This window comes from Allobosea sp. (assembly GCF_048595345.1).
Taxonomy (GTDB): Bacteria; Pseudomonadota; Alphaproteobacteria; order Rhizobiales; family Beijerinckiaceae; genus Allobosea.
Map to the genome: position 1 here is coordinate 39,424 of NZ_JBMDWH010000017.1, position 14,759 is coordinate 54,182.

Here is a 14,759-nt window from a genome sequence, read left to right on the forward strand (position 1 = left end):
GATTGGCCGAGCAGGGCGCCGGCGAAAAACGCGCTCTCGCTTTTCCGCGCAATGCTCTATGCGAAGTCCTTCGCCGCGCCACTACCGCATTTGCGCGCGAAACGAAAGCTTCACGACGGTTTCCAGACGTGGATTCGACGCCCCCATCCCCGCCGCCTTTCTGGCGGCCCGATATCCACGCCAACCGGCGCCCGGCCCTGCTGGCGCGCGGGCGGATCAAGGCCGCGTTGCGGCGCTGGTTCGAGGCGCGGGATTTCACCGAGGTCGAGGCCGCGATCCTGCAGGTCTCTCCCGGAAACGAGACGCATCTTCACGGCTTCGGCACCACCCTCGTCGACGATGCCGCCCGGCCACACCCCTATTATCTCCACACCTCGCCGGAATTCGCCGCCAAGAAGCTGCTGGCGGCGGGCGAGAAGCGCATCTTCGATTTCGCCCGCGTCTTCCGCAATCGCGAGCGCACCGCCCTGCACCATCCCGAATTCACGATGCTGGAATGGTATCGCGTCGGCGAGGATTACGAGGTGCTGATGCGGGACTGCGCTGCGCTGCTCGCGGAGGCCGCCGCCGCCGCCGGCACATCCGTGCTGCGCTGGCGCGGCACCGAGGTCGATCCGGCCGCCGAGCCCGAGCGGCTGACGCTGCAGGAGGCGTTCGCCCGCCATGCCGGCATCGATCTGCTGCGCACCGTGACCGCCGATGGCGAGGTCGACCGCGGCGCCCTGGCCGCCGATGCCCTCGAGGCCGGCCTTCGCGTCGTGCCCGACGACAGCTGGTCCGACATCTTCAGCCGCGTTCTGTCGGAGCGGATCGAACCGCATCTCGGCCGCGGCCATGCGACGATCCTGTGCGAATATCCCATCAGCGAGGCTGCCCTTGCGCGCCCGAAGCCCGGCGATCCGCGCGTGGCCGAGCGCTTCGAGCTTTATGCCTGCGGCGTCGAGCTTGCCAATGCCTTCGGCGAACTCACCGATCCGGCCGAGCAGCGGCGGCGCTTCGAAGCCGACATGGCCGAAAAGGAGCGCATCTATGGCGAGCGATACCCGATCGACGAGGATTTTCTAGCCGCGCTGGAGAGCATGCCGACCGCGTCCGGCATCGCCCTCGGCTTCGACCGTCTGGTGATGCTCTGCACCGGCGCGCGCCGCATCGAGGACGTGCTCTGGACGCCGGTCGCACCGCCGGGCGGGGGAGGGGCATGACGACCCTCTCCACCTCTGTGAAGCGGCTTCAGGCAGAAGGGCAGGAAGGAACGGCCCACGCGGCGCCGTTGCGCAGTATCGAGGCGCTGCGACAGGCCGGCTTCATCGGGGCCGCCGATCGGGACGCTCTGGAGGCCGTCGCGGCGCGCTATGCCGTCTCGGTGACGCCCGCCATGGCGGCTCTGATTGATCCGGCCGATCCGGCCGATCCGATCGCGCGGCAGTTCATTCCCGATGCGGCGGAGCTGACGACGCTGCCGCAGGAGCTCGCCGATCCGATCGGCGACGGGGCCCATTCGCCGGTCGAGGGCGTGGTGCATCGCTATCCGGACCGCGCGCTGCTCAAGCTCGTCCATGCCTGCCCGGTCTATTGCCGCTTCTGCTTCCGCCGCGAAATGGTCGGCCCCGGGGGCGATGCGCTGACCGGCGACAAGCTGGACGCCGCCTTCGCCTATCTCGCCGCGCAGCCGCAGATCTGGGAGGTCGTGATGACCGGCGGCGATCCGCTCATCCTCTCCGCGCGGCGCCTGCGCGAGGTGGCCAAGCGTCTCGCCGCGATCCCGCATATCAGGATCGTGCGCTGGCACAGCCGCGTGCCGGTGATCGATCCGGCGCGGATCACCGCCGAGTACGCCAGGGCGCTGAAGGTTCCCGGAAAGGCGAGCTATGTCGCCATCCACGCCAATCATCCGCGCGAATTCACGCCGGCCGCCCGCGCCGCGATCGCCCGCCTCGCCGATGCCGGCCATGTCCTGCTCAGCCAGTCGGTGCTGCTGAAGGGTGTCAATGCCGATGTCGAGACGCTATCGGCGCTGATGCGCGCCTTCGTCGAAAACCGGGTGAAGCCCTATTACCTGCACCATCCCGATCTGGCGCCCGGCACGTCCCATTTCCGCCTGACACTCGAAGAAGGCCAGGCGCTGGTGCGGCAATTGCGCGGAAACCTCTCCGGCCTGTGCCAGCCGACCTATATCCTCGACATCCCCGGTGGCGCGGGAAAGATCCCGGTCGGCCCGTCCTTCCTCAACGCCGCGGCGACGCCCGGCGTGGAGGCGCAGGTGGAAGACAGGCACGGCCGGCGCCATGCCTATCCGCCGCCATGAGGCGCCTCGCCATTCTGCGCCCGGCCGGCCGTCGGCAGGGCTCGGTCGCAGCCATCCTTGGAATTTCTACGTAAATCTGATTATCGAACCGGTGCCGCACCCTCGGGCGCGCCATTTTTCATCTGCCACAAGGTCAGGCCCATGGCTTTACCCGCGCGCTTGAAGGCCGCCGGCCGTTTGGGCCCTCGTTCCCGCGCTTTTGCCCGCCACGTCTGGCAGAAGATCGCCGCATTGACGCTGGGGGCGGTGTTCGTCTCGGAGCCCGGCCGCGCGATCCGCCGAAGCCTGGCGCGGTTTCGCCGCCCGGCTCCGCCGCCTGCTTTGAAGCTCGGCCTTGTCGCCCATCTCTATTATATCGATCTTCTGCCCGAGATCCTGGAGTGCCGGGCGCAATTGCCGGCCGGCAGCCGGCTGCATCTCACGGTGCCGGAGGATCGGATCGAGCAGGCACGGCAGGCCGTCGGGGAGACGCCGGAGGTGGTCCTCCACCCCAGCCGGAACCGGGGCCGTGATATCGGGCCCTTCGTGGCCCTGCTCAATGCCGGGGTGTTCGAACCCTATGATGCGGTGCTGAAGCTCCACACCAAGCGCAGCCCACATCTGCTGGACGGCGAAATCCGCCGCAGGCTGCTGTTCACGATGCTGGCCGGAGAGCCCCATGCGACGCGGCGGCTCCTGGCCTCCTTCGAGAATCCGCAGACCGGCTTGGTGGGTTGGGAGGCCTGTTATCGGCAAGCACCGCCCTACTGGATGGGCAACGAAGCCCGCGTCAGGGTGATCGCGGAACGCATGGGCGTTCCGGCCGCGCAACTGCGCCTAGGCTTTTTCGAGGGGTCGATGTTCTGGTTCAGGCCCACGGCTTTGGCCAGGCTGCGTGATCTGCGCCTGTCATGGGAGGATTTCGAGCCGGAGGCGGGCCAGCTCGACGGAACGCTGCATCACGCGATCGAGCGCTGCTTTACCATCGCGGCCTGGGCGGACGGCTTCAGCGTGCGCGATCTCGATGGCCGCCTGATGTGAAGGCGTGGTGGATCGGCCGGATCAGCGCGTCCAGTGGGCGGGCGCAGGGCCTAGCCGACCGCCCAGCCCGTCCATGAGCCCGGCTTGCACCGGTGCGAGCGAGCCGCCTTCGCCCCGCAACGCCAGCACGGCACTCTGAGCGGCGAGGGCAAGGCAGGATTTCAGGCGCCATCGCCACGGCACATGGCCGAGCCGCGCGGTCGCGATGACATTGCGGGCGTAATAGTAGTTGCGCAGCGCTGAATGGCGCAGGATCTGCGGCTTGCCGAGTTCCTCCCCGCTGACAGCCTCGCCCCAGCGATGCGGCATGTGCAGATCGGCGGCGAGATAGGAGGCCCAGCCCAGCGACCAGGCACGGAAGCCCCATTCGACATCGATCCCGGCGATGAAGAAATCCTCCCGAAACGGACCGACCGCAGCGAAGGCCGCGAGCGGGAGCAGGGAGCCGGAGGTCGGCGCGAAATCGAGTGGGACCAGCCCGTCTTCGCTCGGCCCACGGCGCTCATAGCGGATCGGCTTGTAGAACCCTTCCGCAGGCGGGACGAGCAGAGGAGCGAGCACCGCGACGGGCTGGGTGGCCTCGCGCGCAAGACAGCGGGCCGTCAGCCTGTCCAGCAGAGCTGCAGAGGGTTCGCTGTCCTGATCGAGCAGCATGATATGGCTGAAGCCGTCGCGCGCGGCCGCTTGCGTCACCGCATTGAGGCCGACGCCGAGACCGACATTCGCAGGGCTCCGGATCAGGCGAAGGTCCACGGTCGCAAGCGCAGCGAGGGCCTGGTCATCGAGAGGCCCGTTGGCGAAGGCGAAGAGCGTGCGGCCGCCGAGGCCGGCAGCCTGCCGGGCCAACAGCCCGATATCCGGTTTGTACAGCACGACGCCCGCGCAGGCGCGGACCTCCTGCTGCTCCATGTGCGGATCTGTCATCCTGCTGTCGATCCCGCTTTCGATCCTCGCGGCACCGATGGAGGGTGAGGCGGCGAGCGTGGCGATGACCTATCGAGTCGCCTCGCCGATCTCAAGTCCGACAGCCTGACAGAGCCGGCCGTTCGGGCTGTAGAGCCGAACACCCGCCTGGTGCTCCCGTCGATATCGCCGTGTGGCATGCTGGCGCGGTCATGGCGCAGGCGCCTGATTCGCTTGCCGGGGCCTCACTGCGAGAGGTACGAGTTCAGCACGATCTTCTGGAAGAGCGCGGTCATCGCGTCCGAGATGCCGCCATTCATCCCCACCTCGAAGTAGAGGCCCGGCGAGGCGCAGCTCTGCATGTTCGTCGGGATCTGGCTGGCGAAGGGCTTGATCCAGCTATTGTACCAGCCATCCGAGGGCAGTGGCAGATAGGTGGTGTAGAGCACCGCGACCTTGATGCCGCGCTGCTTCAGCGCCTCGCAGTATTTCGTGTTGATCGGCTCCTGGCAGCGGACGGAGCCGGCCACGGGCTTCGCGCAGCCATTGGCATTGGAGTAATCGGTCACTCCGTCGGAGACGAAATAGACGACCTTCTGCGGACGGTCCTTGTCGGCGCCCGCGCCGGCGCCGGGGATGACCGCGTTCAGGGCGTCGAGCGCGGCGTTGAAGTTCGTACACATGTCGGAGTTGTACTGATCGTAGGGGATGGTCATGAGGTCGATCGCCTCGGCCTTCTGTTTGGCCGTCGCCATGTTCTCGGTCAGGCTGCCGACCTCGGTCAGCTTCGCGCCCTGGCAGGAGGCCCCCATCGTATAGCTCGCCATGCGGTACTGGCCCGGCACCTTGGCCGATTTCGAGGCCGTATCCATCAGTTCCTGAGAGGCCTTGCGCACGACGTCGATCCGCATCTGAATGCCGATCTTCTTCGCGAGATTGTAGAAATTGTTCGGATTGTTCAGATCGTGACAGGCGAAGGCGCAGCGGCGCGTGTTCTTCGTCGCCTCTTCCATGCGTGTGATCTCGGCCTGCGTCGCCGCCACGCCCATGGACGGCGTATTGTCCAGCAGCAGATAGAAATCGATATAGGGCGCACGTGAGCCGGTGGCGGTCACGGAGTTGGCGAGGTCGATGGCGCTGAAGCCGAGAAGGGGCAGCAGGCTGGTCTGGTAGGTGGTCTTGTAGGATACCACGGCGGTGCGTATCAGGCCGTTCTCGGTCACCGTCACCGTGCGACTGGCCCCTGTGGCGCCGAGCGCCGCCGCATTATCGTCGAACAGCTTCTCTGCAGCGGCCTTGGCCTCGGCGACGGGCTTGAGGATCGCGGTGTTCGACGTCGCGCTCAAGGCGGCGGCGTCGGCCGCGGCGTTGAGCTCGGTGCGCAGTTGGCTGGCCCGCCCGTAATCGATCGCCACGCCAACGACCCCCAGGATCGGGATGAGCGCAAAGGCGAAAAGCATCAGGACGTTGCCGCGCTCATGGCTTTGAAAGCGGGAGAGCAGCCCGAGGATACGAGCGATCATGACATGGTGCCGCGCAGTGGGTAGACCGCTGCCAGCTAAGAGTTGTGTCGTTTCGGCAATCTTAAAACGATCGCTGACTTTGCGTAAATTCCGGGATCACCTAGGGTCATGGTAAACACGGGCGCCCCCGCCCCGCTGATCGGCTCCGGCGTGCTCCTCCCGCCTCGAGGCCCGGGGTAAATCCGCTTTAGAACATGTCCTCCAGCCGGCAATTCACGAGGAGTTCGGCGATGCTGGCGGTATTCGGCAGTGCCAGCAGCGTGGCGACGAGTTCCGCCAGATCGGCCGGCTGGGACATGGCGCCGGGCGCCAGTGCGGTGCTCGTCGCGGTCATGTCCGTGCGCACGAAGGAGGGGCAGAGCGCCGTCGCGCGCACGCCCTTGTCCCAGCCGATGCGCCGCGCCGCATGACTCAGTGCGACCATGGCATGCTTGGTCATGTTGTAGGCGACATGGTCGTTGCGCACCCGCTTGCCCGAAAGCGAGGCGACATTGACGATGCGCCCGCTCCCGCAAGCTTCCAGATGAGGAAGCGCGCAATGGATGAGGTGGAACGGCCCCTTGCAATTCGCCGCCCAGATCGCGTCCAGAGCCGCTTCGTCCGGCGCACGCAAGGTCATCGCGCTGTGCATCCCCGCATTGTTGACGAGTCCGTCGACCCGCCCGAAGCGCTGCGCCGCAGCCTCCAGCCAGGCGCGATGGCTCGCCCAGTCCGCAGCGTCGTAGCGGGCGAGGTGGACGCGCGCCGCGTCCCATCCCGCCGTCATCGCGCGCAGGGAAGGGAGGTCGCGCCCGCCGAGGCTGAGGTCGTAGCCCTCGCGATGCAGCCGCTCCGCCACCGCTCGGCCGATGCCGCGATTGGCGCCGGAAACCAGGATGACGCGCCCGGCGGGAGACAACATGGTCCAGAACTCCTGATCATGGCCCGAAAGCCCGGATCGGCCGGGCTTGGACCTGCGTCGCCTCCCGCCTGCGGGCGGATCGCTCCCGAACATTCGCGTCCATCGGAGTGGGCCGAAGGGCGCGTTTTTCGCGGGCCGCAACGGCCGAAGGGCGACTGTCTGGAGTATACCATTGGGGCGGCATCGCCCTGTCAAGCATTCTCCGGCTGCAATCGGCGCATCTTTGATGCTTGGCACGGCAAAATCGGCCGTGACAGCTCGGCTGGCGGCAAGGGTTTTGCAAGCTGTGCCGGAGGCCGATCGGGCGGGTGCGGCAGCCGTTGACAAGGTGGTATATACCAAACGATGCTGCCCCATCGGCCATGAGAGCCGCCATCATAACGAGGGGTATCAGATGGTTTCGATTTCTCGTCGCAGTCTGCTGGCCGCCGCCGCCGGCCTGCCGCTGCTGAACATGCGTGCCGGCGCGCAGGCCTCCGGCAAGGTGCTGCGCTTCGCCTTGTCGAGCTTCCCGCCAAGCATGCAGCCCTGGATGCACACCGGCACGGCCGCGCTGACCGTCAAGCTGCTGATCTTCCGCGGCCTGACCGGTTTCGACGAAAAGGGCGAGGTGCGCCCGGAGCTGGCCGAGAGCTGGACGCAGGACGGGCCGACAGGCTGGGTGTTCAAACTGCGCGAGGCCACTTTCCACAACGGCAAGCCGGTCACGGCCGAGGATGTGAAGTGGACGCTGGAGCAGGTCGCGGCTCCCAATTCGACCGCTTTCATGAAGGCCGAGTTCGGCGGCGTCGACAAGATCGAGACGCCCGATCCGCGCACCGTCCGCATCGTCATGAAGGAGCCCACGGTCACGCTGCCGATCTGGCTGGCGAGCCCGCACATGCCGATCGTCGCCAAGGATTCGATCGAGGGGCGGGCGGGCCTCGGCATCGGCGCCGGGCCGTTCACGTTGAAGACCCAGGAGCGCGGCGTCTCGATCGAGGTCGCCAAATTCGACAAATACTACAAGCCCGGCCTGCCGAAGCTCGCCGGCGTCAAGCTCACCGCCTATGCCGACGAAAACCTGCGCGTCGCGGCGCTGCAGGCGGGCGATGTCGACCTCATCGAATATGTGCCCTGGCAGCATATGAGCGCGATCGAAAAGGATCCGCGCCTTGCTCTGGTGGCCTCGGACGGCCCGTTCATGGGACTGAACTTCAATGGCGGCAGCGGGCCGTTCAAAGATGTGCGCCTGCGCCAGGCCGTGGCCCATGCCATTCGCCGCGAGGAGATCGTGCAGGCGGCGTTCTTCGGGCGCGGCAGCAAGCTCGAAGGAATTCCGATCTCTCCCGGCAGCCCGTGGTCCGACGAGGGACGTGCGAAATACTGGGCTTATGACAAGGACAAGGCCAGGAAGCTGATGGCCGAGGCCGGCGTCGCCAACGGCTTCTCTTGCACGCTGCTCTCCACCGCCCAATACGGAATGCATAAATCCACGGCCGAGATCGTCCAGGCGCATCTCTCGGAGATCGGGATCGAGGTGAAGCTCAATCTGCCGGACTGGGCCGGCCGCGTCGACGCGGCGGGCCAGGGCCGCTACGAATTCATGGTGCAGGGCACGACCGCCGACAACAACGACCCGGACGGCCTCGCTCCGCTGCTCGACGGCGACCTCGCCCCGAACATGAATCGCAGCTGGCAGCTGCCCACGCCCGAAATCCATACCCTCTTCGCCAAGGGCCGGGCCGAGTTCGACCCGGCCAAGCGCAAGGCGATCTATGCCGAGCTCGAGACCCTCGCGCTCCAGCAGGCGCCGCTGGTGGGCCTGGCCTGGCGCTCGCAGGGCTATGGCATGGTGAAGGGCGTGACCGGCTTCAAGAGCTATCCCGGCAGCACCAACTTCTTCTCCGCCTATTCGATGGAGGAGACCGCGCTGGCTTGAGCCGGACGGGACGCGGTCTGCACGGAAACGGGTCGTCATCCCGGGCTTGCCCCGGGATCCATCCATGGGCGCTGGAGCTCTACGATGGATCCCGGAGCGACGCTGCGACCCGAAATTCTATCTTTTAGAAGCGCGGGCAGAGCCTGAGCAGGACGAAGCGCTCAAGCCGCCGTCGTGCGGCGCAGACGCTCGAAACGGTCCAGCCGGAAGGGCGCGGGATCGGTCAGCGGCGTCCGGCCGGAGACCAGATCGGCGACCAGCCGGCCCGCACCAGGGCCGATGCCGAAACCATGGCCCGAGAAGCCGCAGGCGAGGAACAGCCCCGGCAGTCGCGGCACTTCGCCGATCACCGGCACCGCATCCGGCGTGGCGTCGATCAGCCCGCCCCAGGCCTGCGCCACTTCGAGCCCTGCGAAGGCCGGGAAGGCAGCGACGAGATGGGCTTTGGCCTCGTCGAGGATGGATTGCGAGGGGGCCGGATCGAGGATGCGCTCGCGCTCGAACGGCGTCGTCTCGTCGAGGCTCCAGCGTTTCGGCGTGCGCGCCTCGGTGAGAAAGCGCTGCCCGAGACTGAGCCGCAATTCGTGCCGCTGGCGCAGCAGCGAGGGCAGAAAATCGCGCATCAGCCGGACGCTGTCCGGCACGATTTCCGCCACGCTCGCCCCGCGATGGGCGATGCTGTAGCCGCCATCCTGCCGCTTGCGGAAGGCGAAGTCGGAGGCACCGACGGCATGGACCGGCGGCCCCTCCAGCGGCTTCGTGCGAAACACCGAGCCGAGCACCTTGAGCGAGGGCAGGTCGATGCCGAGATTGCCGAGAAACAGCCGTGACCAGGCGCCCCCTGCCAGCACGACGCGCTGGCAGGGGATGGGGCCCCGTTCCGTGACCACGGCGCTGACGCGACCCGCCGCCGTCTCGATCCCGCGCACCGCGCAGCGCGTCAGCACGGTTCCGCCCTGCCGGCGCAGCGCCCGCGCCATGGCCGGCACGGCCTTCTGCGGCTCGGCGCGCGCGTCGCTCGGCGTGAAGAGCGCGCCGGCGAAGGCTCGTCTGCCGCCGGGCAGCACGGCTTCGATCTCGCGCGCGCTCAGCAGCCGCGAATCGAGTTGGTACTGTTTGGCATGCTCCAGCCACGCCTCGTGCTCGGCGAGCTTGGCCGGTGTATCGGCGACATAGACGATACCGGAGCGGGTGAAGCCGGTTTCGCCGCCAACCAGCCGGTCCATCTCCTCCCAGAGCCGCATGCTCTCGATGCCCAGGGGAATTTCGCCGGGATCGCGCCCCATCACCCGCACCCAGCCCCAGTTGCGGCCGGATTGTTCGTGCCCGATCTCGCCTTTCTCGCAGACGGTGACGCGGATGCCCTCGCGCGCCAGGAACAGCGCGGTGGTGATGCCGATGATGCCGCCGCCGATGACGACCACCTCGCTGGCTGCGGGCAGGCTCTCATCGGGCTCGATCGTCTCGATGGTGATGCCCATCAGTCGTCCCCCTGCTCCAGATGCGTTTCCGGCGCGTGCTCCGCCTGCGGCGCGCCGCTGCTGCGAAACACGACATGATTCGGATGGTTGACCGATTTCATGTATTCGATCGGCCGCCCTTCGGCGTCATGCGCCACGAGGCGCAGCACCAGCGTGGGCGAGCCCGGCTTCAGCGCGAGCTGGCGCGCTTCCATCTCCGTCGCCGTCCCCACCGAGATCTCGCGCTCATCCATCGCAATGGCGAGCCCGTAGCGCTCGCGCAGCAGATCGTGCAGCGACGGACCGGCGATGAGATCCTCCGCGACCAGCCTCGGCACGCGCTCGGCCGGCAGATAGCTGGTTTCAAGGCAGAAGGGCTCGTCATTGACGCTGCGCAGCCGCCTGACCATCACCAGCGTCGTACCCGTCGGAACGGCGAGGCGCCGCGCCACGCTCTCATTGGCGGGCTCCTCGGCGAAATGCAGCAGCCGCGTGCCCGGATTGGCGCCTGCATGGCGCACCAGCCGCGTGATCCCGAGGCTGGGCCGCAGCTCGACCGGGCGCGTCACCTGCACCAGCGGCACGCGCGTCCCGCTGGTGCCGTTGCGCTCCAGCACATGCCGATCGACCAGCCTGTCGATCGCCTTGCGCACGGTCATCCGGTTGATGCCGAGCGTATCGGCCAGCGCCCGCTCCGAGGGAATGCGGTCGCCCGGGCCGTAATCGGGCCCGTTGATCAGGTCGAGGAGGAAATCCTGCACCTCGACATAGATCGGCTTGCGGGCATTTCCGGGGTCGGCCATCTCGCTCGGCTCGCTCAGGGGCGCATCTCCATCCTTGTTAGCGCCCGGTCGATCAGGCCGAAAGGGCGGATCGGGCGCGGTTGACAGCCATTGGTATAGGTGATTGGTGTATACCAATTCAACCGCTGAAAGCGGCCATCCGGCGAGGCCGTCGATCCTGCGGCTGGGCGGCTCGTTTCGGCAGCGCTCCCGGAGGGCGCGAAAGCCCGGCCGCATGGCGGTCCATGGCAGGAGAACGGGAATGGCTTGGCGGATCGGGATCGACTCCGGGGGAACCTTCACCGATGTCTGTCTCTTCGACGACGCCAGTGGCGAGGTCGCGGTCTGGAAGGTGCCCTCGACGCCGGACGATCCATCCCGCGCCATCGCCCGCGGCACGCAGGAGGGCACCGAGCGCGTCGGCGCCCAGCCCTCCGAAGTTACCTTCTTCGGCCATGGCACGACCGTCGGCACCAATGCGCTGATCCAGCATCGCGGCGTCAAGGCGGGGCTCATCACCACGGACGGCTTCCGCGATCTGCTCGAGATCGGCCGGCAGAAGCGGCCCGATCTTTATGACTTGCAGGTCGACAAGGCGCCGCCGTTGGTCACCCGCGATCTGCGCTTCGGCGTGAAGGAGCGGGTGCGCCATGACGGCTCCGTCGAGATCCCGCTCGACGAGGCCGGCGTGCGCGAGGCCGCCCGCGCGCTCAAGGCGGCGGGCGTGAAGGCCGTCGCCATCGGCTTTCTCTACGGCTTCGTGCGTCCCGAGCACGAGCAGGCCGCCAAGCGCATCGTCGAGGAGGAGTTTCCCGAGGCGTTCATCTGCTGCTCGCATGAAGTCGCGCCGGAATTCCGCGAGTACGAGCGTATCTCGACCGCCGCCGTGAACGCCTATCTCGGCCCCGTGATGCAGGGTTATATCCGCCGCCTCGCCGAGCGGCTGAAGGAGCTGGGCCTCAAGGCGACCCCGCATCTCACCCAGTCCAATGGTGGCGTGATCGGCTTCGACATGGCCGCGCGCCTCCCCGTTCGCACCGTGCTCTCGGGCCCCTCCACCGGCGTCGTCGCGGCGCAGGCCATCGGTGCCATGACGGGCATCGAGAACGTCATCACCTTCGACATGGGCGGCACCTCTTCGGATGTCGCGCTGCTGCGGGGCGGCGAGGCGAAATCGGCGAGCGACGCGATCGTCCACGGCTATCCCATCAAGGCGCCGATGCTGGGCATCCACACCGTCGGTGCCGGCGGCGGCTCGCTCGCCGCGATCGATTCCGGCGGGCTGCTCAAGGTCGGCCCGCGCTCGGCCGGCGCCGATCCGGGACCCGTCTGCTACGGGCGCGGCGCGACGGAACCCGCCGTCACCGACGCAAACGTCGTGCTCCAGACGCTCAACCCCACCCATCTCCTCGGCGGGCGCATGCCGATCGACCAGTCGCTGTCCAAGCAGGCCATCGGCAGGATCGCCGAACAGCTCGGCCTCGACCTGATGGCGACGGCACAGGGAATCATTTCGGTCGTCACCGCGAACATGGCCAAGGCGATCCGCGTCATCAGCGTGCAGCGCGGGCATGATCCGCGCGATTACGCGCTCGTCGCCTTCGGCGGGGCAGGGCCGCTGCATGCCGCGCGTCTGGCGCGCGAGCTGGAGATGAAGCGCATCATCGTGCCGCGCAATCCCGGCATCGGCTGCGCGCTCGGCCTGCTGCTGACCGATCTGCGCGCCAATTTCGCGACGACGCGATTGGCGCCGCTCTCCGACGCGCTCGTCCCCACCATGGCGGAGGCCTTCGCGGGCCTCGAAGCGCAGGCCGAGCACTGGTTCGCCGAGGAGAGCGTCGCCGCTGGCGACCGGCGCCTGCGCCGCACGGCGGATCTGCGCTACCAGGGCCAGAATTACGAGCTCGCCATCGACGTGCCGGCAGGCCCGATCGGCCCCGCAACCATCGCGGCGCTCGCCGAAGGCTTCGCCGAGGCCCATCGACGGCTCTATGGCTTCGTCGCCGAAGGCGAGACCGTGCAGCTGGTGACCTATCGCGTCGAGGCGATCGGCCTCGTGCCGAAGGCGCAGTTTCGGCCGCAGCCCGATGCCGGCCCGGCCTCCGACCATGCGATCATCGGCAGCCGCGAGGTCTGGTTTCCGGAAGCGGGTGGTTTCGTCGACTGCAAGATCTATGAGCGCGACAGGCTGAAGGCCGGCAATCGCATCGAGGGCCCGGCGATCATCGAGCAGATGGATTCCACCACCGTGCTGCTGCCGGGCATGATCGCGACCGTCGAGCCCTATCTCAACCTGATCCTGGAGACGCCGTGATGAACGCGGTCACCCCCGTCACCATCGATCCGATCACCGTCGAGGTCATCGGCTCCTCCTTCGCCTCGATCACCGAGGAGATGGGCGAGGCGCTGGTCAAGGCGAGCTATTCGACCAACATCAAGGAGCGCCGCGACTGCTCGACCGCGCTCTTCGACATCGACGGCCAGACGCTCTGCCAGGCCGAGCACATCCCGATGCATCTCGGTTCCTTCATCGGCATCATCCCGCATATCCTGAAGCGGCATAAGGTCGAGGAGATGAAGCCGGGCGACGTTTTCATCGGCAACGACGCCTATGAGGGCGGCGGCACCCATCTGCCCGACATCGTGCTGGCCGAGCCGGTTTTCCATGACGGCCGGATGGTCGCCTGGGCGGTCAACACCGCCCATCACTCGGATTTCGCCGACCGCGGCCACGCCCATATCTATCAGGAGGGCCTGCGCATCCCGCCGATCCGCCTCTATGACGGCGGCGTGCTGATGAAGGACGTGCAGGAACTGATCCTGCTGAACTGCCAGGTCCCGCGCGAGCGCCTGTCCGATTTGCGCGCCCAGATGGCGGCCAACCGCCTCGGCGTCGAGCGGGTGCGGGCGCTCTGCGACAAATACAGCCAGGCCACGGTGCTCGCCGCCGGCAAGGCGCTTCAGGACTACGCCGAGCGCAAGATGCGCGCCGGCATCGCCTCGATCCCGGACGGCACCTACCGCTTCAGCGATTTCTTCGACAATCCCGAGATCGAGACGCCGCTGAAATTCTCCGTCGAGATCACCGTCGCCGGCGACGAGATGCGGCTCGCCTTCGACTCGCCGCCGCAGGCGCGGGCCGGCTTCAACATGGTCTACACCGCGCTGCTTTCGACGGTGTATTATGCGGTGAAGACGGTTTCCGATCCGACGATCCCGCCCAATTCCGGCCTGGCCCGGCCGCTGACGGTCGTCGCGAAGGAGGGCACGGTCCTGAACTGCGTCCATCCGGCAGCCGTCAACGGCCGCATCGCCTCCTGCCAGCGCGTGGTCGATCTCATCCATGGCGCCCTCGCCCAGGCGGTCCCCGATCGCGTCATCGCGGCCTGCTGCGGTACGGCGACGGCCATGACCTTCGCCGGCGCCCAGCCGGGTACGGGAGAGCTCTGGGTTTATCTGGAAACCATCGGCGGCGGCTCCGGCGCGCGCGCCACCAAGGACGGGCTCGACGGCGTGCATGTCCACATGACCAACACCTCGAACCTGCCGGTCGAGGCTCTGGAACTGGAATACCCGCTGACCCTGCTGCGCTACGAGCTCGTCGATGGCTCGGGCGGCGAGGGCCGCCATCGCGGCGGCATGGGTCTGCGCCGCGTCTACCGCGCCGAGGCGCCGTGCCGGCTTAACGTCGACAATTCCCGTCTGCAATCGCGCCCCTGGGGTATCGCTGGCGGCGGGGAAGGGCAGGGCGGCTCCTATGTCTTCAGCGAGGGCGTCGAACCCTTCGTGAAGGGCGACGGCTCGCTGGAGCCGGGTCAGATCGTGGCGATCATCACGCCGGGCGCCGGCGGCTACGGCCCCGCCTCCGAGCGCTCGGCCGAAGCCCGCGCCCGCGATCTGGCCGAGCAGCGCTTCTGAGGCCGCCAGGAAACCTCCGGCGCAGC

The 14,759-nt window shown here is 67.6% G+C and carries 11 protein-coding genes; 6 read left to right on the plus strand and 5 right to left on the minus strand.

All coding sequences use genetic code 11. The annotated features are described in order from the left end of the window. The first annotated feature begins 128 nt into the window (after nucleotides 1-128). The 3 genes from epmA (at nucleotide 129) to ACOJTB_RS02485 (ending at nucleotide 3,325) form a co-directional block, all read left to right on the plus strand. Nucleotides 129-1,202 (plus strand): EF-P lysine aminoacylase EpmA, encoded by a 1,074-nt coding sequence (epmA, locus tag ACOJTB_RS02475; protein WP_420100931.1) that lies wholly within the window; start codon nucleotides 129-131, stop codon nucleotides 1,200-1,202. Then, complete coding sequence (locus ACOJTB_RS02480; protein ID WP_420100932.1) at nucleotides 1,199-2,305, plus strand: lysine-2,3-aminomutase-like protein; 1,107 nt, start codon at nucleotides 1,199-1,201, stop codon at nucleotides 2,303-2,305. The genes epmA and ACOJTB_RS02480 overlap by 4 nt, the downstream gene beginning before the upstream one ends. A 177-nt stretch (nucleotides 2,306-2,482) precedes the next feature. Beyond that, a complete protein-coding gene (locus tag ACOJTB_RS02485) occupies nucleotides 2,483-3,325 on the plus strand; it encodes a rhamnan synthesis F family protein (protein ID WP_420100933.1) in 843 nt (280 codons plus the stop codon). Nucleotides 3,326-3,346: 21 nt separating this feature from the next. Here ACOJTB_RS02485 and ACOJTB_RS02490 read toward each other — a convergent pair whose 3' ends face one another. The 3 genes from ACOJTB_RS02490 to ACOJTB_RS02500 form a co-directional block, all read right to left on the minus strand. Continuing rightward, nucleotides 3,347-4,249, minus strand: coding sequence for a glycosyltransferase family protein (locus ACOJTB_RS02490; protein WP_420100934.1), 903 nt, complete (start codon nucleotides 4,247-4,249; stop codon nucleotides 3,347-3,349). 224 nt (nucleotides 4,250-4,473) lie between these two features. Beyond that, nucleotides 4,474-5,751, minus strand: coding sequence for a TadE/TadG family type IV pilus assembly protein (locus ACOJTB_RS02495; protein WP_420100935.1), 1,278 nt, complete (start codon nucleotides 5,749-5,751; stop codon nucleotides 4,474-4,476). A 187-nt stretch (nucleotides 5,752-5,938) separates the two neighbouring features. Next, nucleotides 5,939-6,652, minus strand: coding sequence for an SDR family NAD(P)-dependent oxidoreductase (locus tag ACOJTB_RS02500; protein WP_420100936.1), 714 nt, complete (start codon nucleotides 6,650-6,652; stop codon nucleotides 5,939-5,941). A 394-nt stretch (nucleotides 6,653-7,046) separates the two neighbouring features. On the opposite strand from ACOJTB_RS02500, the gene ACOJTB_RS02505 reads away from it, so the two are divergent. Then, entirely contained in the window at nucleotides 7,047-8,573 is a 1,527-nt protein-coding gene (locus ACOJTB_RS02505) for an ABC transporter substrate-binding protein (RefSeq protein ID WP_420100937.1), read from the plus strand. A gap of 161 nt (nucleotides 8,574-8,734) precedes the next feature. On the opposite strand, the gene ACOJTB_RS02510 is transcribed toward ACOJTB_RS02505, so the two are convergent. Both ACOJTB_RS02510 and ACOJTB_RS02515 read right to left on the minus strand, forming a co-directional pair. Beyond that, entirely contained in the window at nucleotides 8,735-10,057 is a 1,323-nt protein-coding gene (locus ACOJTB_RS02510; protein ID WP_420100963.1) for an NAD(P)/FAD-dependent oxidoreductase, read from the minus strand. Further along, nucleotides 10,054-10,836 (minus strand): GntR family transcriptional regulator, encoded by a 783-nt coding sequence (locus ACOJTB_RS02515; RefSeq protein WP_420100938.1) that lies wholly within the window; start codon nucleotides 10,834-10,836, stop codon nucleotides 10,054-10,056. Before ACOJTB_RS02515 ends, ACOJTB_RS02510 begins: the two co-directional genes overlap by 4 nt. Nucleotides 10,837-11,077: 241 nt before the next feature. Here ACOJTB_RS02515 and ACOJTB_RS02520 point away from each other — a divergent pair, with 241 nt between their 5' ends. Both ACOJTB_RS02520 and ACOJTB_RS02525 read left to right on the plus strand, forming a co-directional pair. Beyond that, nucleotides 11,078-13,129 carry a hydantoinase/oxoprolinase family protein gene (locus ACOJTB_RS02520; protein WP_420100939.1) on the plus strand — a complete coding sequence of 684 codons (2,052 nt, stop codon included), beginning with the start codon at nucleotides 11,078-11,080 and terminating at the stop codon, nucleotides 13,127-13,129. Beyond that, a complete protein-coding gene (locus ACOJTB_RS02525) occupies nucleotides 13,129-14,733 on the plus strand; it encodes a hydantoinase B/oxoprolinase family protein (protein WP_420100940.1) in 1,605 nt (534 codons plus the stop codon). The genes ACOJTB_RS02520 and ACOJTB_RS02525 overlap by 1 nt, the downstream gene beginning before the upstream one ends. The last annotated feature ends 26 nt before the right edge of the window (nucleotides 14,734-14,759 follow it).

Coding starts and splice junctions, on each gene's coding strand:
- ACOJTB_RS02500 (WP_420100936.1), bottom strand. CDS start 6,652: ATGTTGTCTCCCGCCGGGCGCGTCATCCTGGTTTCCGGCGCCAATCGC.
- ACOJTB_RS02520 (WP_420100939.1), top strand. CDS start 11,078: ATGGCTTGGCGGATCGGGATCGACTCCGGGGGAACCTTCACCGATGTC.
- ACOJTB_RS02505 (WP_420100937.1), top strand. CDS start 7,047: ATGGTTTCGATTTCTCGTCGCAGTCTGCTGGCCGCCGCCGCCGGCCTG.
- ACOJTB_RS02490 (WP_420100934.1), bottom strand. CDS start 4,249: ATGACAGATCCGCACATGGAGCAGCAGGAGGTCCGCGCCTGCGCGGGC.
- ACOJTB_RS02495 (WP_420100935.1), bottom strand. CDS start 5,751: ATGATCGCTCGTATCCTCGGGCTGCTCTCCCGCTTTCAAAGCCATGAG.
- ACOJTB_RS02525 (WP_420100940.1), top strand. CDS start 13,129: ATGAACGCGGTCACCCCCGTCACCATCGATCCGATCACCGTCGAGGTC.
- ACOJTB_RS02480 (WP_420100932.1), top strand. CDS start 1,199: ATGACGACCCTCTCCACCTCTGTGAAGCGGCTTCAGGCAGAAGGGCAG.
- ACOJTB_RS02515 (WP_420100938.1), bottom strand. CDS start 10,836: ATGGCCGACCCCGGAAATGCCCGCAAGCCGATCTATGTCGAGGTGCAG.